The 24807-nt window shown below is 68.2% G+C and carries 17 protein-coding genes; 10 read left to right on the forward strand and 7 right to left on the reverse strand.

Annotated features, from left to right (window positions below; genetic code table 11):
• Nucleotides 1-28: 28 nt before the first annotated feature.
• On the reverse strand, nucleotides 29-2650 hold the full coding sequence (locus ACLJO0_RS33265; RefSeq protein WP_410582933.1) for a P-loop NTPase fold protein: 2622 nt from the start codon (nucleotides 2648-2650) through the stop codon (nucleotides 29-31).
• A 137-nt stretch (nucleotides 2651-2787) separates the two neighbouring features.
• On the opposite strand from ACLJO0_RS33265, the gene ACLJO0_RS33270 reads away from it, so the two are divergent.
• Nucleotides 2788-3339 carry a snapalysin family zinc-dependent metalloprotease gene (locus tag ACLJO0_RS33270; RefSeq protein WP_016331759.1) on the forward strand — a complete coding sequence of 184 codons (552 nt, stop codon included), beginning with the start codon at nucleotides 2788-2790 and terminating at the stop codon, nucleotides 3337-3339.
• A gap of 46 nt (nucleotides 3340-3385) precedes the next feature.
• On the opposite strand, the gene ACLJO0_RS33275 is transcribed toward ACLJO0_RS33270, so the two are convergent.
• Together ACLJO0_RS33275 and ACLJO0_RS33280 are read right to left on the reverse strand one after the other, a co-directional pair.
• The gene (locus tag ACLJO0_RS33275; protein WP_125785784.1) at nucleotides 3386-3565 is read right to left on the reverse strand and encodes a ferredoxin; all 180 of its coding nucleotides are present in this window, start codon (nucleotides 3563-3565) and stop codon (nucleotides 3386-3388) included.
• A 5-nt stretch (nucleotides 3566-3570) separates the two neighbouring features.
• Nucleotides 3571-4773, reverse strand: coding sequence for a cytochrome P450 (locus ACLJO0_RS33280; RefSeq protein WP_410582935.1), 1203 nt, complete (start codon nucleotides 4771-4773; stop codon nucleotides 3571-3573).
• 161 nt (nucleotides 4774-4934) lie between these two features.
• Between ACLJO0_RS33280 and ACLJO0_RS33285 the strand changes: the two genes are divergently transcribed.
• On the forward strand, nucleotides 4935-5879 hold the full coding sequence (locus ACLJO0_RS33285; RefSeq protein ID WP_410582936.1) for a helix-turn-helix domain-containing protein: 945 nt from the start codon (nucleotides 4935-4937) through the stop codon (nucleotides 5877-5879).
• Nucleotides 5880-6551: 672 nt separating this feature from the next.
• Here the strand turns inward: ACLJO0_RS33285 and ACLJO0_RS33290 are convergent.
• The 4 genes from ACLJO0_RS33290 to ACLJO0_RS33305 all read right to left on the reverse strand — a co-directional run bounded on the left by ACLJO0_RS33290 (nucleotide 6552) and on the right by ACLJO0_RS33305 (nucleotide 15413).
• Nucleotides 6552-7784, reverse strand: coding sequence for a DUF222 domain-containing protein (locus ACLJO0_RS33290; protein WP_410583130.1), 1233 nt, complete (start codon nucleotides 7782-7784; stop codon nucleotides 6552-6554).
• Between the two features lie 175 nt (nucleotides 7785-7959).
• Nucleotides 7960-12843 (reverse strand): DNA repair ATPase, encoded by a 4884-nt coding sequence (locus ACLJO0_RS33295; protein ID WP_410582938.1) that lies wholly within the window; start codon nucleotides 12841-12843, stop codon nucleotides 7960-7962.
• Nucleotides 12840-14849, reverse strand: coding sequence for a flotillin family protein (locus tag ACLJO0_RS33300; protein ID WP_410582939.1), 2010 nt, complete (start codon nucleotides 14847-14849; stop codon nucleotides 12840-12842). The genes ACLJO0_RS33295 and ACLJO0_RS33300 overlap by 4 nt, the downstream gene beginning before the upstream one ends.
• Before the next feature lie 18 nt (nucleotides 14850-14867).
• Nucleotides 14868-15413 (reverse strand): hypothetical protein, encoded by a 546-nt coding sequence (locus tag ACLJO0_RS33305; protein WP_410582941.1) that lies wholly within the window; start codon nucleotides 15411-15413, stop codon nucleotides 14868-14870.
• 315 nt (nucleotides 15414-15728) lie between these two features.
• Between ACLJO0_RS33305 and ACLJO0_RS33310 the strand changes: the two genes are divergently transcribed.
• From ACLJO0_RS33310 to ACLJO0_RS33345, 8 genes are all read left to right on the forward strand, one after another.
• The gene (locus ACLJO0_RS33310; protein ID WP_410582942.1) at nucleotides 15729-16166 is read left to right on the forward strand and encodes a hypothetical protein; all 438 of its coding nucleotides are present in this window, start codon (nucleotides 15729-15731) and stop codon (nucleotides 16164-16166) included.
• A gap of 23 nt (nucleotides 16167-16189) precedes the next feature.
• Nucleotides 16190-18289: a heterodisulfide reductase-related iron-sulfur binding cluster gene (locus tag ACLJO0_RS33315; protein WP_410582944.1), complete on the forward strand. Its 2100-nt coding sequence runs from the start codon at nucleotides 16190-16192 to the stop codon at nucleotides 18287-18289.
• Nucleotides 18290-18337: 48 nt separating this feature from the next.
• The gene (locus ACLJO0_RS33320; RefSeq protein ID WP_410582945.1) at nucleotides 18338-19267 is read left to right on the forward strand and encodes a metal ABC transporter substrate-binding protein; all 930 of its coding nucleotides are present in this window, start codon (nucleotides 18338-18340) and stop codon (nucleotides 19265-19267) included.
• On the forward strand, nucleotides 19264-20007 hold the full coding sequence (locus tag ACLJO0_RS33325; protein ID WP_410582946.1) for a metal ABC transporter ATP-binding protein: 744 nt from the start codon (nucleotides 19264-19266) through the stop codon (nucleotides 20005-20007). The genes ACLJO0_RS33320 and ACLJO0_RS33325 overlap by 4 nt, the downstream gene beginning before the upstream one ends.
• On the forward strand, nucleotides 20004-20873 hold the full coding sequence (locus ACLJO0_RS33330; protein ID WP_410582948.1) for a metal ABC transporter permease: 870 nt from the start codon (nucleotides 20004-20006) through the stop codon (nucleotides 20871-20873). Before ACLJO0_RS33325 ends, ACLJO0_RS33330 begins: the two co-directional genes overlap by 4 nt.
• A 72-nt stretch (nucleotides 20874-20945) precedes the next feature.
• Nucleotides 20946-21761, forward strand: a complete 816-nt coding sequence (locus ACLJO0_RS33335) for an ABC transporter ATP-binding protein (protein WP_410582950.1) — start codon at nucleotides 20946-20948, stop codon at nucleotides 21759-21761.
• A gap of 17 nt (nucleotides 21762-21778) precedes the next feature.
• Nucleotides 21779-22756 (forward strand): ABC transporter substrate-binding protein, encoded by a 978-nt coding sequence (locus tag ACLJO0_RS33340; RefSeq protein ID WP_410582952.1) that lies wholly within the window; start codon nucleotides 21779-21781, stop codon nucleotides 22754-22756.
• Nucleotides 22756-24771, forward strand: coding sequence for an iron ABC transporter permease (locus tag ACLJO0_RS33345; RefSeq protein WP_410582954.1), 2016 nt, complete (start codon nucleotides 22756-22758; stop codon nucleotides 24769-24771). Before ACLJO0_RS33340 ends, ACLJO0_RS33345 begins: the two co-directional genes overlap by 1 nt.
• Nucleotides 24772-24807: the final 36 nt, after the last annotated feature.

Genomic DNA, 24807 nt, shown 5'->3' on the forward strand with positions numbered 1-24807 from the left:
CCCTAGCCGTTGTAGCGGGCAAGTGTAGCTACAACGTGGTTCCCGGTTCCGGCTCCTCGGTCACGAGATCGTAGGTTTCGAAACTGAAGCGGGCGAGCGTGCCCACCCAATTCCGATAGACCTGTAGATCATCGAAGGATTCGGCGTCTAGCCGCCATTCAGGTGGAAAGGCGCCGGACAACGATTCCCCGGCGGAAAGGGCGGCGAAGGTCGAGCGCGCGGCGTCCGGATCGGCGACCAGCAGGGTCAGCAGGACGAGCACCGCGCGATAGGGACCGCCGACGAACCGCGTCAGTTCCGCGTCGGGAATGCCGATGCGGACCAGCCGGTAGAGATTGACCAGTTTCCGGATCTCGCGCGGCGTATTCAGCCTTTTCCGCAGCGCGTGGACGAAATCGCGTTCGACTTCGGTGAGCCGCAGCCGATCCGGCCGCATGTTGTAGAACGTCGGCGGGGCCGTGTCCTCGACGACGACCTCCGCCGTCTCACCGCGTTCGGGCTTGTTCCCGTCCTCCGGCCATTCTTCGTGATCGGACGGCGCCGGTTCCGATGCTTCGATGGGCATGAGGGTGTCGATCAGTTCGTCCGCCGCGGCTCCCATGGGACGCAGGGCGAACACGATCTGGAAGATCTTGTCGAGGTATTCCGCCTGCCGTGCTTCCCCGGTGCCGAAGAGCTCTTCGTGGTGCTGGTCGAGGCAGCGCCGCAACCATCTCGGGTCGACGGCCACCACCACGACGAACGCGGGAAGGGCCAGCAGCAGGTGCACCGCGGCGAGCACTTCGATCACCTTCGACGGCGGGCAGCGGTCGAGGTCGTCGATGTAGAGCACGATCCGTTCCAGCGGCGGCTTGCCCGTGCCTCCGGCCAGTTGCCATTCCCGGCGCGCCTCCTCCAGATCGGCGCTCAGCTTCACGAGGTCCTCCCGGACGCGCGCGAAAACCCCTTGATAGTCCCCGTATCTGCCGTCCTTCGCCTCCTCGATCAGCTCGCCGAGCCGGGTGGCCGCGTCCAGCCGCCGGAGCCGTTCCTCGGTCTCCCGGATTTCGGTCTCGAACCGTTCCGCGCGTTTGTCGACGTCGAACCGCAGTTTGTCCAAAGTGGACTTGACCGGCGCGAGGGCCGACCTGGCGGTGGTGAGCGCCGGAGTCAGCACTGCGCCGAGCGCGACGACGGCGCCCGCCACGGCGAGGATCGTGTTGTGCCACAACGCCCAGCCGGTGATCACCGCGACGACGCCGAGCACACCGGCGAGCGCGTAGCCCGCGACGGCGAGCCTCCGCCGTCGGCGTTCCGCCCGGTCCACTCCGGACACCAGGAGACGCCAGCGCCAGGTGCGCGGGGAATCCGCCTTGACGGCACGAAGGCCGGCCAGCCGGGTGCGCAGTTCCTCGCGTTCGGCGCGAACCTCACCGGCGTCCGCATGTGTTTCGGGCGCGCCCAGATTACGGAACAGGTGGTCCACCAGGCCGACCCACAGATGGTCGTCGTGGTACTGCCAGGCGTTGAACCGGATCTGCCGGATCTCGCCGGCGAACACGCTGTTGGCGGCGTCGCCGCGGGACCGGCGGGCCAGTTCGGCCACCCGGTCGCTCACCTGCCGCACGAAACTGGATTTGCCGGAACCCCACGGGCCCAGCAGCGCGACGCACAACGGCGGGCTGGTCTCCCGGTCGGCGATGACCGCGGCGAGCGTGCGCACGTCGTCGTGGAAACCGATCAGATCGACCGGGCTTTCGACGTCGGGCGTGATCCGCGGCCGGGCCCTGCCCGGTTTGGGTTCGACGAAACCGGTGCCGTCGATCTGGTTGCCGAAGCGGTCCCACACCCGGATGGTGCGGTCGTCCCCGACCGTGACGATCTTCTCGCCGCCCGCCGTGCAGGCGATCGCGCGGACGTTCCCCCGATGTCCCTTGAGGAGCGTGTAGCCCGCCGGGTCGTCGATCTCGCGGACGCGGACCTCGCCGTCGGAACCGCCGGAGAGCACCAGTTTGCCGTCCGGACTGAAGGCCAGCGCCCGCACCGCCCCGCCGTGCCCTGGGAAGACGAGGGCCGGATCACCCTCGCGCCCCCACAACCGGACCGTCTCGCCCTCGCCGGAGAGCACGTGCCCGCCGTCGGCCGAGATCGCGACCACGTGGACCGCGCCCGCGCCGCCGAACCGGTAGTGGGAAACGACTTCCTTGTCCCACAGCCGCACGCCGCCGTCGTCGTCCCCGGCAACGACGACCAGGCCGTCCGGGGTCACCGCGACCGATTCGATCTCCGGGTCGCCGGTGCGGAACACGCGCACCGTCACCCCGTCCAGCCGCCGGACCTCGACGGTGCTTCCCACGCCGGACACGGCGAATTCGTTCGCCACCGCGACCGCGACGGTCCGCTTGGTGGTCTGGACCTCCGGGGGTTGCGCCTCGCCACCGGCGATCCGCCAGCGCCGCACCGTCACCCCATCGCAACCGACCACGTGCTGACCGGAGATGCCCACCGCGAGCACCGGCCGATCGTGCCCGCCGAAGGTGAACCGGAGCGCGCCGGTTTCCAGGTCCCAGACCCGCACCGTCCGGTCCGCGCCCCCGGTGACCAGCCGATTTCCCTTCACCGCGACGGCAAGGATCGGTTCTTCGTGTCCGGTGAAACGCGCCGTGGTCATAACCGCACAGTCTTCCGGTCGCGTCAAGATCATGGTTAACGACAGGCGACTATCGGCGGGTACCCCGAGCGCCTCGAAAGGGTCAGGGTCGAAACTGCTCCGAAATTCCAGCACGCCTTAAACGCGAGGAGTTCAACGTGCTTCGACGTACCTTCGCCGCGGTGCTCACCGGCGCCGCGCTCTCCATCTCGGTGCTCTCGGCACCCTCCGCCGGTGCCGCCGAGATCATGGCGACCACCCTGACCTACGACGACAGCCAGGCCGCGGAGTTCAAGGACGCGGTGGCGGCAGGCGTCAACGTCTGGAACACCAACGTCACCAACGTCCGCATCGTGAAGGCGACACCGGGGCAGCGGGTCAACATCCGGGTCATCGCCGACAACGGCTGGCCGCGCGCCACGCTCGGCCCGGTCCGCCCCGGCGGCACGGTCACCGTGTGGATGGGCAGGCAGGCCGTCCAGCAGGGCTACCACACGCCCCGGATCGCTTCCCACGAACTCGGGCACAGCCTCGGCCTGCCCGACGTGAAGCCCGGCCCGTGCTCGTCGCTGATGTCCGGCTCGACCGGTGGCGTCAGCTGCACCAACGTGAACCCCAACGCGCAGGAGAAGGCAAGGGTCCAGCAGCTCTACGCCGGCACCGCCGTGCAGAGCGCCGACGCGGGCAAGGTCCTCGCGGAGATCGGCTGATCCCCGGGCCAGGGGGTGCCCGCCCGGCACCCCCTGGCCTGTTTTCTCAGTCGTCCGCCGTGATCGCCGCCGCCGGGCACGACTGCGCGGCGTCGCCGATCCCGGCCGGTTCCGGGTCCAGCAACCGGACCCGGCCGTCTTCCTCGTCCTGTCCGAACACCTCCGGCGCGGTCAGGACGCACATTCCGGCGCCCACACACCGTTCCCGGTCCACTTCGATCCTCATCGCGATCAGCCCCAGGCCACCGGGAGCGCGTACACCCCGTAGATGTCGGAGTCCGTCCGCAGCGGGATCTCGTCGGCCGGAACGGCAAGGCGCAGCGCCGGGAACCTGCCGAGCAGCCCGGTGAAGGCGACCTTCATCTGGACTCGCGCGAGCTGCTGGCCGAGACACTGGTGCACCCCGTGCCCGAAAGCGGCGTGCCCGGCGGCGTTCCGGCGGACATCCAGCCGGTCGGGGTCCGGGAACTTCAACGGGTCGCGGTTGGCCGCCGTCGCCGACAGCGCGACCACCTCCCCCGCCTTGACGACCTGGCCGCCGATCTCGACGTCTTCGAGCGCGGTGCGGACGCCCGTATGCGCGATCGTCAGGTAGCGCAGGAGTTCCTCGATCGCGTTGTCGACGCTCTCCGCGTCCTCGCGCAGGACGGCGAGCTGGTCCGGATTGCGCAGCAACGCGAAAGTACCCAGCGCCAGCATGTTCGCCGTGGTGTCCAGACCGGCCCCCAACAAGAGGAACGCGATGCTGGTGAGTTCTTCGTCGGTGAGGTCGGTGGTGACCAGTTCGCCGAGGATGTCGTCGGTCGGCGCGGCCCGTTTGGCCACGATGAGTTCGTAGAGGTAACCACCCAGCGCGTTGATGGCGGCCTCCTGTTCCTCCATCAACGCGTCCGGCCGGTTCAACGGCGCGACGTTGCGGCGGAAGAACTCGTGGTCGGCGTAGGGGACACCGAGGAGCTCGCAGATCATCAGCGCCGGAATGGGCTGCGCGAAGGCGGGCACCAGATCGGCCGTCGTTCCTTGCCGCTCCATGGCGTCCAGGTGTTCGGTGGTCACCTGCTCGACCCGTTCGGTGAGCTGCCGCATCCGGCGGACGGTGAACTTGCCGGTGAGCAGCTTGCGATACCGCGCGTGCTCTTCACCGTCCATGTTGATGAACATCCCCGGCTGCGCGGGCGGCATCTCCGCCATCGCGGCCGGACCCGGCATCGGCGTGTGCATCAACTCCTGCCGGGCACTGAACCGCGGATCCGCGACGATGGCGCGGACGATCGCGTGACCCGTCGCGAGCCAGCCTTCGTGCCCGTCGGGGAACGTCAGCCGGACGAGCGGATGCTCGTCGCGCAGCGGCCCGAGCTCGGCGGGCGGGTCGAACGGGCAGCCCTTCGGGCGTTCGAGGGGTAGTTCCGTGAGATGAGGTACCGACGTGGTCATTGCTGTTCCTCCCAGTTTTTACCGCTGCTCAAAGGCTACGTTGCATTTACAGATCACTCAAAGCTCCGGAATGGCTTTTTGGACGTATTTGCTGGTAGATTTCGGAAATCGTTGCAACGTTCTTGCCAGTGAATGCAACGGCTCGTTGCAATGATCTGCGAGTGAACGCACAGGAGGTGCCCATGCCGGGCGGCAGGCTGACACAGGAGGATCGACGGCTGATCGCGACCTGGCTCAAGGACGGCCTCGGTTACGCCGAGATCGCCCGCCGTCTCGGGCGCCCGACGTCGACGATCAGCCGTGAGGTCGCCCGCAACAGCGGCCATTCCGGCTACCGCGCCGAAGAAGCGAACCGCGCGACCGGCGAACGCGCCCGGCGCCGCCGCAAGCCGCCCGCCCGCGACGTCGCGGGCGTCTCGCACGGCTACGGCCGGAACCCGGAAGCCGTGCGCGCCTTCGAAGCCGAATTCGCCGACATCATGGTGGCGACCGGTCTCCCCCGCATGACGGCACGGGTGCTCGCCTGCCTGTCCGTCAGCGACGACGGCGTTCTCACCGCGGCCGAACTCGCCCACCGGCTCCAGGTCAGCCCGGCCTCGATCTCGAACGCCGTCGCCTACCTCGAAACGCAAGCGATGCTCCGCCGCGTACGGGACGGACGCCGCGAGCAGTACGTCATCGACGAGGAAATGCCCCAGCGAGTATGGGCCGAAAGCGTCCGCGCGAACCAAGAATGGGTCAAGATCGCCCGCCGCGGCGCCGACGTCCTCGGCATCGCGACACCCGCGGGTGCCCGCATGGACGACCTCTCCCGCTTCCACGCGCGCATCAACGACGTCATGCTGGACGACCGCGTCGCCCTGTACGCCGCCGACGCCCTGACCGCACTCGCCGCCCTCCTGCACGCCGGCCGCGCCCTCTCCGCCGCAGCACTTTCGGCCGCCTTGGGGTGGGACGAGGAGCGGGTTTCGGCCGCCTTACGGGTGGCGGAAGAGCAACCGCACATCGCCGGCCCCGTGCGGGTGGTTCGGGCCGGTGGGGAGTATCGGGCGGTTGCGGCGGCGGAACGGTTGACTGGGGCGCAGTTGGCGGCTTTGGGGTCTTGAGTTCTGGTGGCTTGCTGGGCTGGGGTGTCGCCGTTTCTCGGCGAATGATGGTTGGTGGCGGGGTGTGCGGTCATCGGCGGTTGCGGTATCGCTGGGTCGGTGTGGTGACGGTTGCCGATTTCCGGCGATGATGGCTGGTGGTGGGGGCGTACGGGTCGTTGCGAGGACCGTTGCCGTTTCTCGGCGGCTGCCGCGGGGGTGCGGCGGCCGACCGTTGCGATACCGCCGGATCTGCGTGAGGTGGCTGTCGCCGTTTCCTGGCAAGTGATGCTATCGGCGATACGCGCGGCTGCCGATGACGGCGGTACCGCGGCCGGATGTGGCGACTGTCGCCGATTTCTGGCAAAGGCGGCTGCCGTGGGGGTGTGGCCACCGACCGTTCCGGTACTGCCGGATCTCCGCGAGGACCGTCGCCACTTCCCGGCAAATGACGCAGTCGGCGACACGCACGCCCACCGGTGACAGCGGTACCACGGGCCAGACGTGACGGCTGTCGCCGATTTCCGGCAAAGGCGACTGCCGCAAGGGCGCGGCCACCGACCGTTCCAGTACCGCCGGATCTCCGCGACCGTCGCCGTTTCTCGGCAAGTGAGGCCGCCGGAGGCGTGCCGACTCATTGACGGCGCGGTCTTACCGGGTCGATGCGACGTCGCCACTTTCCGGCGATGAGGCTCAGAACGGTGGCGGTTCTTCGGCCGGAGCGGTTTGCGCGCGGGGCGGGTGGAGTGGCGGTGGGGTGCTGTCGTAGCTCTGGCCGGTCGGGGTGGTGACGGTCAGGGTGCCGTCGGACGCGAGGCGGTAGATCCAGCCGGGTTCGTCTTTGAGCCGGTGATCCCGGCGGCAGAGGTCGATCAGGTCGTCGGCGTTGGTGGCGCCGCCGAACTGCCACGGCACCGAATGGTCGAGATCGCAGGTCTGGGCGGGACGGCCGCAGCCGGGTCTTCGGCACTCACGGTCCCGCACCCGGACGAACTCGCCGACGCCGGCTGTCGGCCGGTACCGGTCCCGGCCGAGGTCCAGCACCTGCCCGGACAGCGGGTCGGTGATGATCCGGCGCAGCACGGTGTTCGGCCCGGTCGCGATGTGCCGTGCGAGTGCCGCGGGGAGGTGACCGTGTCCGGCCATTTCCGCCGGGTCGTCGTTGAGGCCGAGGTAGGTGAACAAGTCCATGTACAGGAACACTTCCGCACGTTCGCTCGTGCCACCCTGGCCGCCGAGCAGGAGATCGAGCGCGACGTCCGCGCGTAACTGGTCCAGGGTGCGGGTTTCGTCGCCGGTCTTGAGCTTCTTGGCTTCCCTGTCGATTCGAAGGTAGGCCGCGTTGACTTTCTCGGCGGGCCCGTCCTCGACCTCGATCGACGCCACCCCCGTCTCACCCTGCCGTACGGTGAGACGGCGACCTTCGCGATTGTGCTCGGCACGTTTGTCGGCGCCTTCGCGGTCGACCGTGATCGCCGCATGATTCGCTGCTTTCCTTATCTGGTCGGAATTCCTTCCCGCCAACCGGTCCTCGAGCAGGGCATCCGCGGCCTGAGCGTTTTCGTCCGACAGCCACGCCGTCGCCGCGGCGACCTTCATCGCGCCGAAGCCACTCACTTTTCCCTGGTCCATCAGATTCAACGTGCGCGGCAGTCGGCTGGTCAACGCTTCGGCGGCAGCGACCATCGCACCGGCATGATTGTCCACAAGGGACAAGGCGAAGGCGACTTCCTGTGTGACACCGCCCGCGCCCTCGCGATGCCGGTTCAGCTGGGCCAGCGCCCGGAACCGAACCGCCTCGAGCCGGGCGATCCCCTCCGACGCCGCTTTCGCGACAGCGACGGAATCGTTGTCGTCCAACGAACCTATCGAAGCGTTGACCGACTCCAAAGCGCTCGGATCGGTGAGTTTCTCGAGTAGCGCCACAGGCGCGGATCTGCGTGTGTCCACCCGATGACCATACGACCGGCCACCGACAATTCCGGATCATGAAAGCACTGTGAAGCGTTGCCGATTTTCGGTAATGAACGAGCCACCAAACCAGGCGGCCGCCGTCACCGAATCCCGGCAACAGCGGCCAACCCAACCCAAAAGAACGCCCTCACATCACATCCCGAACGACCATCCGTTCCGAAGCTCGCTCAATCGCCGCCTCCACCGCGCCGACCCGGTCCGCCAGGAGGCCCATCGCGCCGACCGCGCGGCTCATCGGGTCCTCGTCGTCGCCGCCGAGGGCCTGTGCCCGCAGGTACGCCGCCTTCACGGCCGCCCACCGCTGGGCCTCCGAGTCGGTCAGGCGGCCGCGGAGTTCGGCCAGTTTGAGCAGGTTGGCCTCGGCGCCGGAGGTCAGCGTTTGGGCTTCGCCGGCGTAGTGGTCGTCGATCAGCGCTTCGAGTTCGGCGTCGTTCATCGCGGGCACGATCCGGCCGGCGAGTTTGTTCATGTTCCGGTACGAGCCCTGTAGCTGGAAGGGCGGTTCGACCCGGGACGCGTCCGCTTGCGCCGCCGAAGCGATGTAGGCCTGGTTGTTCTTGAGGATGATCCGCTGCACCTTGGTCAGTTTCCGCAGTACGGCGAGGATCTGCTCCAGTTCGGTCGCCGAGTACGCGTGCTTCAGCTGATCCGCCCGCACCGAGCCGTCGCCGCGCGCCAACCGAACCAGAACGTCCACATCGGACCGTTCGCGGGAGACCAGCGGGGCGAGGACGGTGTTCGCGGTGAGCGAGTTTTCGATGTAGCTCAGCGCGAACAGTTCTTCCTTGCCTGACAACACATCGCCGAGGTTCCAGACGTCCGCGCGGTTGGCGAGCATGTCCGGGATCCGGAACCGTTTGCCCTGTTCGGTGTACGGGTTACCGGCCATGCAGACCGCGAACCGCTTGCCCCGCAGGTCATAGGTCCGCGTCCGGCCTTCCCACACGCCTTCCATCCGCCGTTGCGCGTCGCACAGCGAGATGAACTTCTGCAGCAGTTCCGGCGAGGTGTGCTGGATGTCGTCCAGATACAGCAGCACGTTGTTGCCCTGCTCCAGCGCGAACGAGATCTTCTCGACCTCTTGCCGCGCGGTCGCGTTGGGCGCGTCCGCCGGATCCACCGATGTGACGTCGTGCCCGAGGGCCGGCCCGTTCACCTTGACGAACACCAGCCCGAGGCGGCTCGCGACGTACTCCATGAGGGTCGTCTTGCCGTAACCGGGCGGCGAGATGAGCAACAGCAGACCGGACTGGTCGGTACGCCGCGCGTCGCCGGTCGCGCCGAGTTGCTTGGCGAGGTTGTCGCCGATCAACGGCAAGTAGACCTCGTCGAGCAACCTGTTGCGCACGAAGGCACTCATCACCTTCGGTTTGTACTCCGTCAGCCGCAGCCTGTCGCGTTCGGCCGCCACCAGGTCGTTGCGCAGCCGTTGGTACGCCCGGAAACCCGGCACCCGGTCACGCCGGAACCGCAGCGTCCTGGCGAGCGTCTCGTCGAGCCGCAGGGTCAGGGATCGGTTGACGATCCGCGGATGGGAGCCGAGCAGACCGTCCACAGTGGCCGATAGCTCCGCCGAGGAATCGTAGCGGGGCAAGTCCGCCAGTTCGATCGCGACGGCCTCCGCCAATTCGTCGCCAGGCAGACCGGAAGATTCCACAAAGGACGTGAGCCAGGCTTCGGCGAGCTGGTAGCGGTCGGCGAGGTCTTCGAGGGCACGCAGGTCTTCGGCGAAGCTACGGCGGTCGAGCCGGAACTTGTCGAGCAGCGTCCGTGCCCCACCGCTGGTGACGAACCCCGGGGACCCGTCGGCCAGTTCCTCGAACAGGTACTCGCCGGCGAGTTCGAGATCCAGCGTCAGCCCGGACGACGTGGCGAACGCCGCCATCGCCTCGGTGAGCTCCCGCGCCAGCGCGTCGATCGCCGTGGTGTGCCCGAAAGCCTCCCGCACCCGCGCGAGTGACGCGGCGCGCGTCGTCCAGGCGGACTTCGCCGCTTCTTCCGCGCCGAAAGCCCAGAACAGCTGAGCGGACGCCCTCGCGGCGGGCGGATAGCGCAGCAACCCGGCGGCGGACCGCAGGCGCAGCAACACCGACAGGATCGCGGCGGCGTCGTGATCGTGCACGCCACGCGCGTAACCCTCGTCGTAGCGGTCACCGGCGACGCGCCGGACGACCTCCAGCAGATCCGCGTCTTGCAGGTCCGGCTTGTCGGCCAGGATCGACGTCGCCAGGTACTCGGCGCGATAGACCTCGGGCGACTCCGAGACCAGCAGCTGGTCCCAGTACGGCCGCGTCGCTTCGAACGACTCATCGCGCACGGGCGAGCGGTAGTCCGTCCCGGTGATCGCGAACTTCATCCCGCCGTCGTGCGGCACCAGGGTGAGGTCGATGTCCTGCGTGTTGACCGCGAAGGTGTTGCGGCCGAGGCGGATCGTCTCCCCGCCCTCGCCGTAGAGGTCGAGCCTGTCGCGCAGCGCGCGGCCTGCCTCCTGGCGGGCGGCCTTGACCCGGCCTTCGAGTTCTTCGGCACGCACCTGATCGCCGAGGTCACGCAGTTCGGCGACCACACTGCGCAGCTTCGCGACCATCGGGTCTGAGGCGAAGTAGGTGTTGATCTCGTCGACCGAACCGAGTGTGCCGACCCGCCGGGACACGCTCGCGAGGATCCGCTCGGCCGAGTCGACCAGCCTGTCCGCGCGACGCGCCCGTTCGTCGAGCAGCGCCTGCTTACGCGAGGAGAACGCCTCGTAGACGTCGGTGCGCTTCTCGCCGAGCGACGCGAGGAAATCGTCGAACTCGCCGAACCGCGATTCGAGGTTTTCCAGCTGCAGCAGCAGTCTGCCGAGCTGCTCGTCGCAGCGGTCCGGCGTGTCCGCGACCGCGAGCCCGCCGGTGATCGCCTGTGCGAGCAGCGCGAACTCGGCGGCGAACTCCGCCCGGCCCTCGGTTTCCAGCAGCTCCTTGCGCCGTGCTTCGAGCGTGGCCCGCGCCCGGTTGACCGCGCCGATGACCTCGCCGACACGTTCGAGGATCTTCGTCCGCACCACGGCGTCCGCGATCTCCAGCCCGCCGACGACGTCGGTGAGGACTTCGAGTCCGCCGGACTGCTCGTCCAGCTGTTCGGCGACCGGGACGGCCTCGGCGACGGTGGAGATCGCGCCCGCGGCCTCGATCAGCCCGTCGACCTCGGCGTGATAGCTCGTGAACGCGTCTTCGCCCTGCAGGAACCGGACGGCGCGCTGCGCGGCCTCGCCGAATTCCGTGTCGAGGTCGGCGATCAGCTTGTCGACGCGGTCGGTGTCGACATAGCGCAGTTCCCGCACGGTGACGAGATGACCTCGCGCGCGGTGCATTTCGGCGAGCCTGCGCACCCACGCGTCGGCCGCGTTCAGTGCCTCGCCCCGCACCTTCCGCACGAGCGACGCGGTTTCCGCGGCGGCTTCCTCGACGGCGTCGGCCGCCTGCGAAGTGAGCGCGGTGACCGTCTCGAACTCGTCGAGCACCTGTTCCGCGGTGACGCGGACGTCCGACAACGGCGACCGCAGATCGCCGAGTTCGGCCTCCCCGAGCCAGTGGTAGTGGTCGAAGACCCGCGCACAGGCGGCGATCAGTGCCTCGAACACCGCCGCGGACGGCGCCATCTCGCCGACCATCCGGCCGATCGAAAGACAGTCCGAGATCCCGCGGACCAGATCGGCGTTGCCGACCCGCTCCAGCGGCCCGGTACCAGTCGGCTGCGACGCGGCGTAGGTGTCGGATTGGAACGGCGTCCGCCACACCTGCATCGGGTGCACACGGCTCGGCTCGTCGGACAGCGCGCGGAACAACACCATCGTGCCGTCGTCGAACAGCGAGTACCCGTGGCACGGGATCGGGTTCGAGACCTCTTTGCGGATCACGTTGTACGGCAGGAGAAGCGAGCGTCCGTCGGCCCGAGCGTGGAAGACGTAGAGCACGTCCTCGCCGTTGGGCGAGCGGATCACGCGCTCGAATTCGAGACCGTCCACGGTGGTGTCGAACGTCTTGCTGACACCCGTGTCGAGGTAGTAGCCGCCGGGGAAGATGATCCCGTGGTCCTCGGGCAGCCGCTGACACGCCTGCCCGATCCCGTCGAGGCGCACGACGTCGCGCGTGCGGGTGTTGAAGACCAGGTACCGGTGGACGGTCTCCTTGTACGGCAGTATCCGCAGCAGGATCAGCGGGCCGATCCTGGCATAGGACACCTCGGCGTCGGCCAGGCTCTGCAACGGCTCGTCGACCGGCTCGGCGTAGACGCCCTCACCGGTTTCGGTGTTGTTCTCGACCTTGATCGTCAGGTTGCCGCCGACGGTCTCGACGAACACCTCGTCCTCGATCGAGATGTGCGGGTGCCGGCCGAGAACGTGCTGTTCGCGGCTGGTCTCGATCCATTCGAAATCGTGCGACGGCGGGAAGACGTGGTCGCGTTCACCTCGGCTGTCCACATAGGACACCGTGCCGTCCGCGGCGATACCCCAGCGCAACACCCGGATGTCCTCGGTCCGCGGACCGATCTGGAACACCGCGAGCAGTTTGCCCTCGACCCGCCGCAGCTGCAGCAGCTTCGCCTGCCGGTAGTAGCGGTACAGCTCGGCGAAGTCGCGGACGAAATGCTCGTCGCGCAACAGCTCCGGCAGCTCTTCGGCGGGCACGTCGTCGAAGCGGAAGGCTTCTTCGTCATGACTGAAGCCGTGCAGCGAGAAGACGTCGTCGACCGTCGTCTCGGGCTTGAGCCCGATGAAGACGTTGTAGCCGAACAACATCCGCCCGCCGACCGACACGACGTCCCGCGGCACGCAGTTGTTCGCCGTGCGGATCCGCTCCGTGCCGATCAGCGCGAGCTGCGCGCTGCCGAAGACCCCGAGCCGCGCCTTGTTGAGCTCGTCCGCGCGTTTCGCCAGTTCGGCGGCCTGTGCGGCGAGCCGGGCGCGGAGCACCTCATAGGTGCCCGCGTCCAGCTGCTCCGTTCCTGCCGCCGGTTCGGTCGTCGTCACTGCTTCGCGGGGGCGAGGGTGGCGACAGAGGTCTCAGCGAGGCCGAGCCGCTGCGCCATCGACAGCAGCTCACGCAGCTTGTCGCTGTCCGGGCCGCCCGCCTGCAACTGCTTGGCCAGGAAGGCCGACAGCGTCAGGTTCTTCACGTCCTCCGTGCTCACGGAGCCGACCAGTTTCGTCAGGTCGTCGGTGAAGCTGCCCGAACCGTCGAGCCACGACTTCCCGAGGGTCTGGATGACGTCCGAGTGCTCGACGAAGCCGTCCACGCTCTTGCCGAGCCCGATCGAACCGATCACCTTCTCGAAGAACATCGTCTCGCCGCCGACGATGTCGATGTCGGCCTTCTCCAGCCCGATGCCGAGGACCGTGGCCTGTGCCTCGGCGACCTCGCGCTGCACGTTGAGCGCGGCGAGCCGGATCTCCTTCTCGGCCTCCAGGCGCAGGCGGTACTCCTCGTGCTGGCGGCTGGCGGTGTCGAGCGCGGCCATCGCTGCGGCCTTCTCGGTGAGACCTTCGGCCTCGCCCTTGAGCTTGTCGCGCATCCCGTCGGCGAGCACGATCGCCTTCTCGCGTTCGACGATCGCCTCGGCGCGGCCGACCTTCTCCAGCGCGTCGGCGTCGCGTTCCTTGACCTGCGCCGCGGCCAGCCCGATGGCGGCCTCCTCGGCCTGGATGCCTTCGGCCAGGCGGATCCTCGCGCGGGTGTCCAGTTCGGCGGCCTGCTGGCGCGCTTCGGCCAGCGTCAGTTCCTCGCGGGCCTTGTGCTTCGAGGCCACCTCGGCGGCCTCCGCGGCCTTGATGTCCTTGACCAGGCTTTCCTGCGCCTCCGCCTCGGCCCGGATGATGATGGCCGAGCGCTGACGCTCCGCCTCTTCGACGACGCGAAGCTTCTTGATGTTCTCTTCCTGCTCCGCCACGGTCTTCTCGACCGCGATCCGCTCACGGATCACCTCGGCGATCGACCGCTTCTCGGTCTCGACTTCCTTGTCCTTGGCGATGCGGGAGAGTTCGGTCTCGCGTTCGCGGCCGATGACCTCGAGCAAGCGGTCCTTCTCGATACGCTCGCTCTCGATGGCGATCACCCGCTCGCGGTTCTTGCCGGCGACCTCGATCTCACGCTGCTGGTTCTGGTGCTGGATGCCGAGCTGCTCGTCGGTGCGCAGCCCCGCGGCCTGCGACTTGAGCCGCTCCTCCGCCTGCACCTTCGCGATCTCGGCCTCTTCACGCGCCCGCATGGTCTCGACCTCGCGGTTCTGCTTGATCTCCGCGTCGGCCTGCCGCCGCTCCAGTTCGAGGATCGCCTCGCGGGCGTCCACGTTCTGGCGGGTGATCTCTTTTTCCTCGCTGCGGCGGAACTCGTTCGTGCGCACGTGCTCGATCGCGGTCAGCTCGGTGATCTTGCGGATACCCTGCGCGTCGAGGATGTTCGCCGAATCGAGCTGCGCCATCGGCGTCTGCTCGAGGTAGTCGATGGCCGCGTCCTCGAGGCTGTACCCGTTGAGGTCGGTGCCGATGACGCGGATGATCTGGTCGCGGAACTCGTGACGTTTGGTGTAGAGGTCCACGAAGTCGAGCTGCTTGCCGACGGTCTTCAACGCCTCGGAGAACTTGGCGTTGAACAGCTCCTGCAGGGTCGCCTCGTCGCTCGCGCGTTCGGTGCCGATGGCCTGCGCGACCTTGATCACGTCCTCGGTGGTCTTGTTGACCCGCACGAAGAACGAGATCCGGATGTCGGCGCGGATGTTGTCCCGGCAGATCAGGCCCTCGCGGCCGGTGCGGGTGATCTCCATCGCCTTGACCGAGGTGTCCATGATCTCGGCCTTGTGCAGCACCGGCAGGACGATCGCGCCGGTGAACGTGACGTCGACGCGACGGACCTTCGAGATGATCAGCGCCTTACCCTGCGGCACCTTCTTGAACAACCTGGTGATCGTGAACAGCAAGACCAGGAGGATGACAACTATCACGGCGATCAGAACGCCGGCCCCCACGCTGATGGCACCCATAGGTTTTCCTTTTCTGCTTCAGATGTCCAAGGACTCGACCCAGAAGAACTCGCCTTCGGAGTCGTAGTCATAGAGAACTACGCGGCTGCCCGCCGTGAGGTTGCCTTGGCCTGCCTGCCGAACGTCCACAATGGCCGTGGACCCGTCGGCGGCGGCGACTTCGGCCTGGCCGAAGTCATGAGTGACCGACGAGGTGCGGATGACCGCGGCCCGGCCGATGAAGTCTCTCCTGCTCGGTTCCTTCGCGGGACCGAACACCCGGCGCAGTGGCACCACGATCACCCTCGTCCCGAGTGTGCCGAGGACGAGCGCGACGGCGACCACGCCTGCCCCGAACCCGATCCTCGATGGTGTCGAAAGCTCAAGGTCATCGAGAAGAACCGTCCCTGCCAGGCTGGCGAACCAGGTGAATGCGATCAGTAGAGAGAGCGAAATGGACAGTGGGACCCCGCCGAAGCCCGCCAGTAGCCCTTCGCCGCCGTCGAACTCGTCGAGATCGAAGGCACCGAGCAGGGCCAGCAGCCAATAGCCGATCACCACGATCAGCAAGAAACTGAAGAGCACGGCCGGAAACCCCAGAGCCGCGGTGACGAACCCGCCCATCGCCGTCGTTCCCTCCCCATTACCCCGGGTCAGGACTATAACCAGCGCGTGACGCCGGGCGGGCCGTTTTCGGCTACGAGTGGGTCACAGTGCTCCCCGCAATCAGTCACCTACTTGCGCCCGACCCCGCCCGCAAGTAGGTGACTGATTGCGAGGTGGGGTTACGCCGACCGGCCGCTCCGAAGCCATCCAGTTGGACCTGTCGCACCGCCGGAGCGCGCCCTACTCTCCAGTATTGAGAGTGACACAGGACACACCACGGTCTTGGGAGGCTCCATGGGGTGGCACGTTCGCGAAACGGTCGACGAGGATCGGCGCGAACGGCGAATCCGCCACGTCACCCGATGTCTGAGTTGCACGCTCACCTGCGTCCATTGTGGACTTCCCGCGAGATTCTCCGTTCCCGCCGGACATCCCGGTCTCGGCGTGGTCGAGCACCTGCCCGGCGTTACCACCCCCGGCCTCCCGGATCTGGCTCTGCTGCACCGGTTCTGCCGGGACAATCTCGCCGCGGAGCCGGGTATCGCGCTCAGGCGCGCCTATCTCGGCCTGGCGACCGAACTCTTCGAAACGGGGCGGCGGATCCGCCGTCACCACCGGCTCGGCGTGCATCCGCCACGACCGGGCCATCTCGAGGCCTACCGAAAACGGTGGCGAGTGGCCAAAATGCGGTACGCCTGCAAGGCGTGCCGGTACTACACCGGCTCTCACTGAGCCGATTCTCCCCCGGAGGACTCGTGCTCGTTCGTCTCATCCTCGGTCTGCTCATCACCGTCGTCGGTCTCGCCTTCGCCGCCCGCCGCGCGCTCTGGCTCGCCAAACTGATCCGGTCCGGCCAGCCGGACGAAAAACGCTCGGACGTCATGGCCGTCCGCGCGAAAACGCATCTGGCCGAGGTCTTCGGGCAGCGCAAACTGCTGAAGTGGTCCGTCCCCGGGCTCGCGCATCTGTTCACGTTCTGGGGTTTCGTGATCCTCGGCTCCGTCTACGTCGAGGCGTACGGCGCCCTGTTCGACCACGACTTCCACATCCCGCTCATCGGGCACTGGGCGGTTCTGGGGTTCCTCCAGGATTTCATCGCGGTCGCGGTGCTCGTCTCGCTCGCGGTGTTCGCGGTCATCCGGATCCGCCAGGCCCCCGAACGGAAAGACCGCGCGTCGCGGTTCTTCGGATCGCACACCGGCGGCGCCTGGCTGATCCTGTTCATGATCTTCAACGTGATCTGGACGATGTTCCTCTTCCGGGGCGCGTCGGCGGCGGTCGGCGTCTTCCCGTACGAGTCGGGCGCGTGGGTTTCCCTCGGCGTCGGCGAACTCCTGGAGCCGCTCGGCCCCGCGGTCACCGAACCGCTGGAGACCGTCGGGCTGCTGCTGCACATCGGCGTGATGCTCGCGTTCCTGTCGATCGTGCTCTACTCCAAGCACCTGCACATCTTCCTCGCGCCGGTCAACGTGACCGCCAAACGTCTGCCGGACGCGCTCGGCCCGCTGCTGCCGATGGAGTCCGGCGGCAAGCCGATCGACTTCGAGGATCCGGGCGAGGACGACACGTTCGGCCGCGGCAAGATCGAGGACTTCACTTGGAAGGGCATGCTCGACTTCGCCACCTGCACCGAATGTGGCCGCTGCCAGTCGCAGTGCCCGGCGTGGAACACCGGGAAACCCTTGTCCCCCAAGCTGATGATCATGGATCTGCGCGACCATCTCTTCGAGAAGGCGCCGTACATCCTCGACGGCAAGGAAGCGCCTGAAGAACGTCCGCTGGTCGGCACCAAGGAGGACTTCGGCGTCATCGATCCGGACGTCCTCTGGTCCTGCACCACGTGCGGAGCCTGCGTCGAGCAGTGCCCTGTCGACATCGAGCACGTCGACCACGTCGTGGACATGCGCCGCTATCAGGTGATGATCGAGTCGGCCTTCCCGAGCGAACTCGGCGTGCTGTTCAAGAACCTCGAGACCAAGGGAAACCCCTGGGGTCAGAACAATTCCGACCGCCTCGCGTGGACGACGGATCTCGACTTCGAGGTGCCGATCTTCGACGGCGAACTCGGCGAAGACGTCGAGTACGTCTATTGGGTCGGTTGCGCGGGCGCCTTCGACGACAACGCCCGCAAGACCGTCCGCGCCACCGCGGAGCTCCTGCATTTGGCCGGGGTGAAGTACACGATCCTCGGCACCGACGAGTCCTGCACCGGCGACCCGGCGCGCCGCTCCGGCAACGAGTTCCTCTTCCAGATGCTCGCGCAGCAGACGGTCGAGACGCTGAACGCGGTGTTCGAGGGCCGCGAACCGGGTACCCGCAAGATCGTCACCACCTGCCCGCACTGTCTCAACACGCTCGGCCGCGAGTACCCGCAACTGGACGGGCACTACGAGGTCCTGCACCACACGCAACTGCTGAACCGGCTCGTCCGAGCGGGCAAGCTCACGCCGGTCAAACCGGTCGACGCCGGCCCGGTGACCTACCACGACCCGTGTTACCTCGGCCGCCACAACAAGGTCTACGAGCCGCCGCGCGAACTCGTCGGCGCGACCGGCGCGACGCTGAGCGAGATGCCCCGGCACGCCGACCGCTCGCTCTGCTGCGGTGCCGGCGGCGCGCGGATGTGGATGGAAGAGCAGATCGGCAAGCGCATCAACCTCGAACGCGTCGACGAGGCACTCGGCACGGACGCCGAAACCATCGTCACCGGCTGTCCGTTCTGCCGCGTGATGCTGAACGACGGTCTCGTGCAGCGGCAGAGCGAACAGCGTGGCCAGAACGTCACCGTGCGCGACGTCTCGCAGCTCCTGCTGGAGACCGTGCGGGAGCGGGACCGGACCACCACGGAGATTTAAGGCACACGAGAGTTGGAAGTTCGGCGCACCGAACTCTAAACTCGCGGTATGGCGAATCTGCGCAAGACCGTGTGCGCGCTGGCGGCATCGACGGCACTCGTCCTGTCCGCTTGCGGCGGTACGGGCGACGCAACGAGCGGCGGCACGGACGACAAGCGGCCCGTCGTGCTGACCACGTTCACGGTCCTGGCGGACATCGCCTCGAACGTCGCGGGCGACAAGCTCAAGGTCGAGTCGATCACCAAACCCGGCGCCGAGATCCACGGCTACGAGCCCACCCCGGACGACATCAAGAAGGCCGCGAAGGCCGACCTGATCCTCGACAACGGGCTGAACCTGGAGGCGTGGTTCGCCCGGTTCGTCAAGGAGAGCGACGCGCCGCACAAGGTGGTCAGCGAGGGTGTCCAGCCCATCGCCATCGGCGAAGACGCCTACCAGGGAAAGCCGAACCCGCACGCGTGGATGTCTCCGACGAATGTGGGTATCTACGTGGACAACATGGTGAAGGCGTTCAGCGAGCTCTCCGCCGGCGACGCCGCCGTGTTCAAGGCCAACGGCGACGCCTACAAGGCGAAACTGAAGGAGGTGCGGGACGAGATGACGAGTGCGCTGAGCGGCCTGCCGCGGAACGAGCGAGCGCTGGTCACCTGCGAAGGCGCCTTCTCCTACCTCGCGCGCGACACCGGCCTCACCGAGCGGTACATCTGGGCGGTCAACGCCGAACAGCAGGCCACGCCGCAGCAGATCACCCGCGCCATCGAATTCGTGAAGCAGAACAAGGTCCCCGCGGTGTTCTGCGAGTCGACCGTTTCCGACGCCCCGATGCGGCAGGTCGTCTCCGCGAGCGGTGCCGCGTTCGGCGGCGTCCTCTACGTCGATTCCCTGTCCGGCCCCGAAGGCCCGGTACCGACCTACCTCGACCTCATCCGCCACGACTCGAAGACGATCGTCGCCGCGCTCACCGGGGCGAAGCCGTGACGGCCGCGATCCGCGTCGAAGGCGTCACCGTGCACTACGGCGACGTCCTCGCGCTCGACGGCGTCGACGTCACGCTCGAACACGGTCACGTCTGCGGGCTGGTCGGGATGAACGGCTCCGGCAAGTCGACGCTGTTCAAGACCATCATGGGCATGGTCCGGCCGGACACCGGCACGGTCTCGATCGACGGCGGCACCCCCGCCCGTGCGCGCAAGACCGGCGTGATCGGGTACGTGCCGCAGAGCGAAGACGTCGACTGGTCGTTTCCGCTGTCCGTAAGGGATGTCGTGATGACCGGCCGTTACGGACGGCTCGGCTTCACCCGGCGGCCGCGGCGCGCGGACCACGAAGCCGTCGACCACGCGCTGGAGCGGGTCGAACTGACCGAACTCGCCGGACGGCAGATCGGCCAGTTGTCCGGCGGGCAGCGCAAACGCGCGTTCGTCGCGCGCGGCATCGCCCAAGGCGCCCGCGTCCTGCTGCTGGACGAGCCGTTCGCCGGCGTGGACAAGCGGTCCGAAGCCACGATCACCCGGCTGCTCAAGGAACTCGCGGCCGACGGCGCCGCCGTCCTGATCTCCACTCACGACCTGCACGCGCTGCCCGGCCTCGCCGACGAAGCGATCCTGCTGATGCGCAAGGTGCTCGCGCACGGCTCCCCCGGCGAGGTGCTCCGGCCCGAAAACCTCGCGCTGGCCTTCGGACTCGATGTCCTGCAACGGGAAGAGGAGCTCGCGTGAGCGTCTACGACCTGTTCCTCGAACCGCTGAGCTACGACTTCATGGTGCGGGCGCTGGCGTCCACGGTCATCGCGTCCGCCGTCTGCGCGGTGCTCTCCTGCTGGCTGGTGCTGATCGGCTGGTCACTGATGGGCGACGCGGTCTCGCACGCGGTGCTGCCCGGCGTCGTGCTCGCGTACGTCCTCGGCGCGCCCTTCGCGCTCGGCGCCGTCGTCTTCGGATTCCTCGCCGTGGCACTGATCGGCGTCGTCCGGGACACCAGCCGGGTCAAGGAGGACGCCGCGATCGGCATCGTGTTCACCACGTTGTTCGCGCTCGGGCTCGTGCTGATCTCGGTGACGCCGAGCCAGACCGACCTGAACCACATCATCTTCGGCAACCTGCTCGGTGTCGACACCTCGGACCTGATCCAGATCGGCGTCCTCGGCGCCATCACGCTCACCCTTCTGGTGCTCAAACGCCGCGATTTCACCTTGTACGCCTTCGATCCCACGCACGCGCACGCCATCGGGCTCAACCCGCGGATGCTCGGCGCCGCGCTGCTCGGGTTGCTCGCGCTGACCGCGGTCGTGGCGCTGCAGGTGGTCGGCGTGATCCTCGTGGTGGCGATGCTGATCATCCCCGGCGCCACGGCTTACCTGCTGACCGACCGGTTCGGCCGCATGCTCGTGATCGCGCCGTCGTTCTCGGTGCTCGCCGCGGTGACCGGCCTGTACCTGAGCTATCACCTCGACACCGCGTCCGGCGGGATGATCGTGCTGGTGCAGGGCGCCGGGTTCACGCTGGTGTACCTGTTCGGGCCGCGGCACGGGATCGTCGGGAAGCGGCTGGCCAAGCGCAGGCGCGAACTGGCGCGAACGGCGTAACCGGACAATCACCCCGCGCTCTGTGTCTCTCGCGACATGGGTACCCGCCTCACCTTAGGTTAGGCTCCCCTCATGTCTACGGAAGACGCGCTGCTCACCGGCCATGACCTGGTGCTCGCGCACCAAGAGCGGACCGTGGTGGACGGCGTGTCACTGTCGCTGCGCGCCGGCACCGTGACCGCGCTGGTCGGGCCGAACGGGTCCGGCAAGTCGACGCTCCTGCGTTCGCTGGCGCGGCTGCACAAGCCTCGCGAAGGCAGCGTCCGGCTCGGGGAACGCCCCGTCTGGGGCGGGAACGCGTTGTCCGGCAAGGAGTTCGCCCGCCGGGTCACGTTGCTGACCCAGCACCGGCCCACGCCGAGCGGGGTCTCGGTGCGCGACGTCGTCTCCTACGGCCGGTATCCGTACCGGTCGGGCTGGCGCGGGGTGGACGTCGACGGCGCCGCCGCGATCCGCCGCGCGATGGAGCTGACCGGTGTGACCCCGATGGCCGAACGCGGCGTCGACGAACTGTCCGGCGGCGAACTGCAGCGGGTCTGGCTCGCGTCCTGTCTCGCCCAGCAGACCTCCGTACTGCTACTCGACGAGCCCACCAACCATCTCGACCTGCGCTATCAGGTCGAGATCCTCGACGTCGTCCGCGATCTGGCCAACGAAGGCGTCGCGGTCGGCGTGGTCCTGCACGATCTCGACCACGCGGCGATCATCGCCGACGAGGTCGTGCTGCTGAGCGAGGGAACCATCGTGGCCACGGGTGACATCGGGCAGGTGCTCACCTCCGAGCACCTTTCCCGGGCCTACGGCGTCACCGTCCACGTCGCGAACGACCCGGTGACGGGCGCGATCCACTGCAGGCCACTCGGGCGGCATTCGCCCAGGCCCGCCTGAGAAATCCAGGAAGTACCATGCGTTTGCCAACCCCTGCCGTCCTCGTCACGGCGACGGCCCTGCTGCTGTCCGCCTGCGGCACCACCGAGAACACCGCGGCCGCGCCGAGCGAGTCCGCCGCCGCGAGCGGACCGGTCACGGTGACCGACTCACGCGGCAAGACCGTCACCCTCAAGGCCCCCGCCAAGCGCGTCGTCGCGCTCGAGTGGGGCGAGGCCGAAATGGTCGCTTCGCTCGGTGTCATGCCGGTCGGCGCCGCGGACGTCGCGGGCTACAACGTGTGGGACAAGGCCGCCCCGCTGACCGCCGAGGTCAAGGACGTCGGCAAGCGCAACGAGCCCAGCGTCGACGCGATCGTCGGACTGAACCCGGACGTCGTCATCATGGCCGAGGAGCGCGACTCGACGCTGGTGCCGCAGATCGAGAAGTACGTGCCGGTCGTGGTCACCAAGTCCAGCGACGCGAGCCGCAACTTCGACCGCCTGCGCGAGGACTTCAAGCTGATCGCGAAGGCGGTCGGCAAGGAGCCCGAAGCGGACGGGGTGCTGTCCGAAATGGACGACAAACTCGCCGAGGGCAAGAAGACCGTCGAGGCCAAGGGCGTCGCGGGCACCCCGTTCTTGATGGCCGACGGCTACCTCGAAGGCAGCACCGTCAGCATCCGCCCGTTCGGCAAGGGCTCGCTGGTCTCCGACACCGCCGAGGCCGTCGGCCTGAAGAACGCCTGGACCGGCAAGGTCGACCCGCAGTGGGGTCTCGGCCAGACCGACGTCGAGGGCCTGACCGCGCTCACCGACCCGAAGACCGTGCTGTTCTACAGCGCGGCCGAAGAGGACGTCTTCACCACCGGGCTCGCGCAGAACGCCGTCTACCAGCGCCTGCCGTTCGTGGTCTCGAAGAAGATCCACAAGCTGGAGGCCGGGACGTGGACCTTCGGCGGGCCGAAGTCGATCATCATGACCGCCGACCAGATCGTGAAGGCAGTCACGACCTGATGCGTGCCCGCACCATCGCGGTGTCGGCGGGACTGGTGGCGCTCATCGTCGTCCTCGCCGGCATCCACCTGACCCAGGGCACCTCGACGTCCGGTCCGCTGGACGTGGTGAAGGCGATCTTCGGCCATGGCGACGCGCAAACCCTCGCGGTACTGGAGGGTTCGCGCGTCCCCCGGCTGCTCGCCGCGTTGCTGCTCGGGGTCGCGCTCGGCGTCGCGGGCGCGGGAATGCAGTCCGTGGCACGGAATCCGCTCGCCTCGCCCGACACGCTCGCGGTCAACGCGGGCGCGCATTTCGCCGTGGTGGTCATTTCCGCGTTCGGGCTTTCGCTGCCGCTCGTGCCGGTCGGCGGGGCGGCGTTCGCGGGCGGGCTCGTCGCGGCCGTCATCGTGCTCGGCCTCGCGGGCGGCGGTTCGGCGAGTCCGCGGCTGGTGCTCGTGGGCTCGGCGGTGCTGCTGGCGCTGCACTCGGTGACGATCCTGCTGCTGCTCCTGTTCGAGCAGGAGACGAACGGACTGTTCGCCTGGGGCAGCGGCTCGCTCACCGTTTCCGATCTGCGGGCGACCGCCCAGATGACGCCGATCGTGGTGATCGCCGTGGTGGCGCTCATCGTGATGGGCCGCAAACTCGACGTCCTCGCCCTCGGCGACGACAACGCGACTCTGCTCGGCCTGCGGGTACGCCGGACCAGGGTCGGCGCGGTGTTGCTGACCGTCGCGCTGACCGCGGCGGCGGTGACCGTCGCCGGACCGGTCGGCTTCGTCGGGCTGAGCGCGCCGGTGATCACGCGGCTGCTGCTGCCGATCGCCAAACACCGCGCGCTGCTGCCGGTGTCCGGGCTGGTCGGCGTGGTGACGGTGCTCGGCGCCGACGTCGCGCTGCGGGCGATCATGGGTTCGGCCGCCGCCGTGCGGGTGCCGACCGGGGTGGTGACCACGATCGTCGGCGCCGTCGTGATGGTGTGGCTGGCGCGACGCGGCCGGGGCAGCGGCTCACGTCGTCCAGCTCCGGCTGGACGGGTCGGGCTCGCCGGATCGACCCGACGGCTCGTGACCATTTCCGTCGTGCTCGTGGCGCTGCTCGCCGTCATCCCGGTGGTGGGCCTGATGCTGGGCGACCGGATGGTGCTGCTCGGCGACCTCGCGAACTGGGTCACCGGCAACACCGGGACCGCCCTCACCTTCGTGCTGGACCAACGACTTCCGCGGGTGCTGGCCGCGCTGCTCGCCGGCGCCGCGCTGGCGGTGTCGGGCTGCGGGATCCAGTCGGTCAGCCGCAACCCGCTCGCCGAACCCGGGTTGCTCGGCATCACCGCGGGCGCCGGGCTCGGCGCGATCACGCTGATCACCATCGTCCCCGCCGTCGGCGCCTGGTCGATCGCCGGTGCCGCCGGTCTCGGCGCGGCCGTGGTGTTCCTGCTGGTCTACGGGCTGGCTTGGCGTTCGGGGCTCGATTCGGACCGGCTGGTGATCATCGGTATCGCGGTCTGGTCGGCCGGGATGGCGCTGATCAACCTGCTGATCGTGGTCTCCGACCCGTGGAACTCGGCCAAGGCGCTGACCTGGCTTTCGGGGTCGACCTACGGCCGCACGCTGGAACAGGTCGCGCCCGTGGCGCTGGCGCTGCTCGCGCTGACGCCGTTGTTGTGGATCAAGCACCGCGAACTGGACCTGCAGGCCCTCGACGAGGACACCCCGCGCGTGCTCGGGATGCGGATCGAGCGGTCGCGGCTGATCGTGCTGGGGGCTTCCGGGATCCTGGCGGCCACCGCGGTGTCCGCGATCGGCGTGGTCGTGTTCGTCGGACTGGTCGCGCCGCATCTGGCGCGTTCGCTGGTCGGCGGACGGCACGGCCGGGTTATCCCGGTGGCCGCGGCGCTCGGCGCGCTGCTGGTGAGCGTCGCGGACACCCTCGGGCGGACCGTCATCGCACCCGCCCAGATCCCGGCGGGTCTGGTCATCGCGATGGTCGGGACGCCGTACTTCGTGCTGGTGCTCTGGCGGACCCGGCCCTAGAAGCAGTACATGAAGGCCCCCTTCCTGTACCTAGGC

Source organism: Amycolatopsis sp. lyj-108, assembly GCF_046549005.1.
In the GTDB taxonomy this organism is placed as follows: Bacteria; Actinomycetota; Actinomycetes; order Mycobacteriales; family Pseudonocardiaceae; genus Amycolatopsis.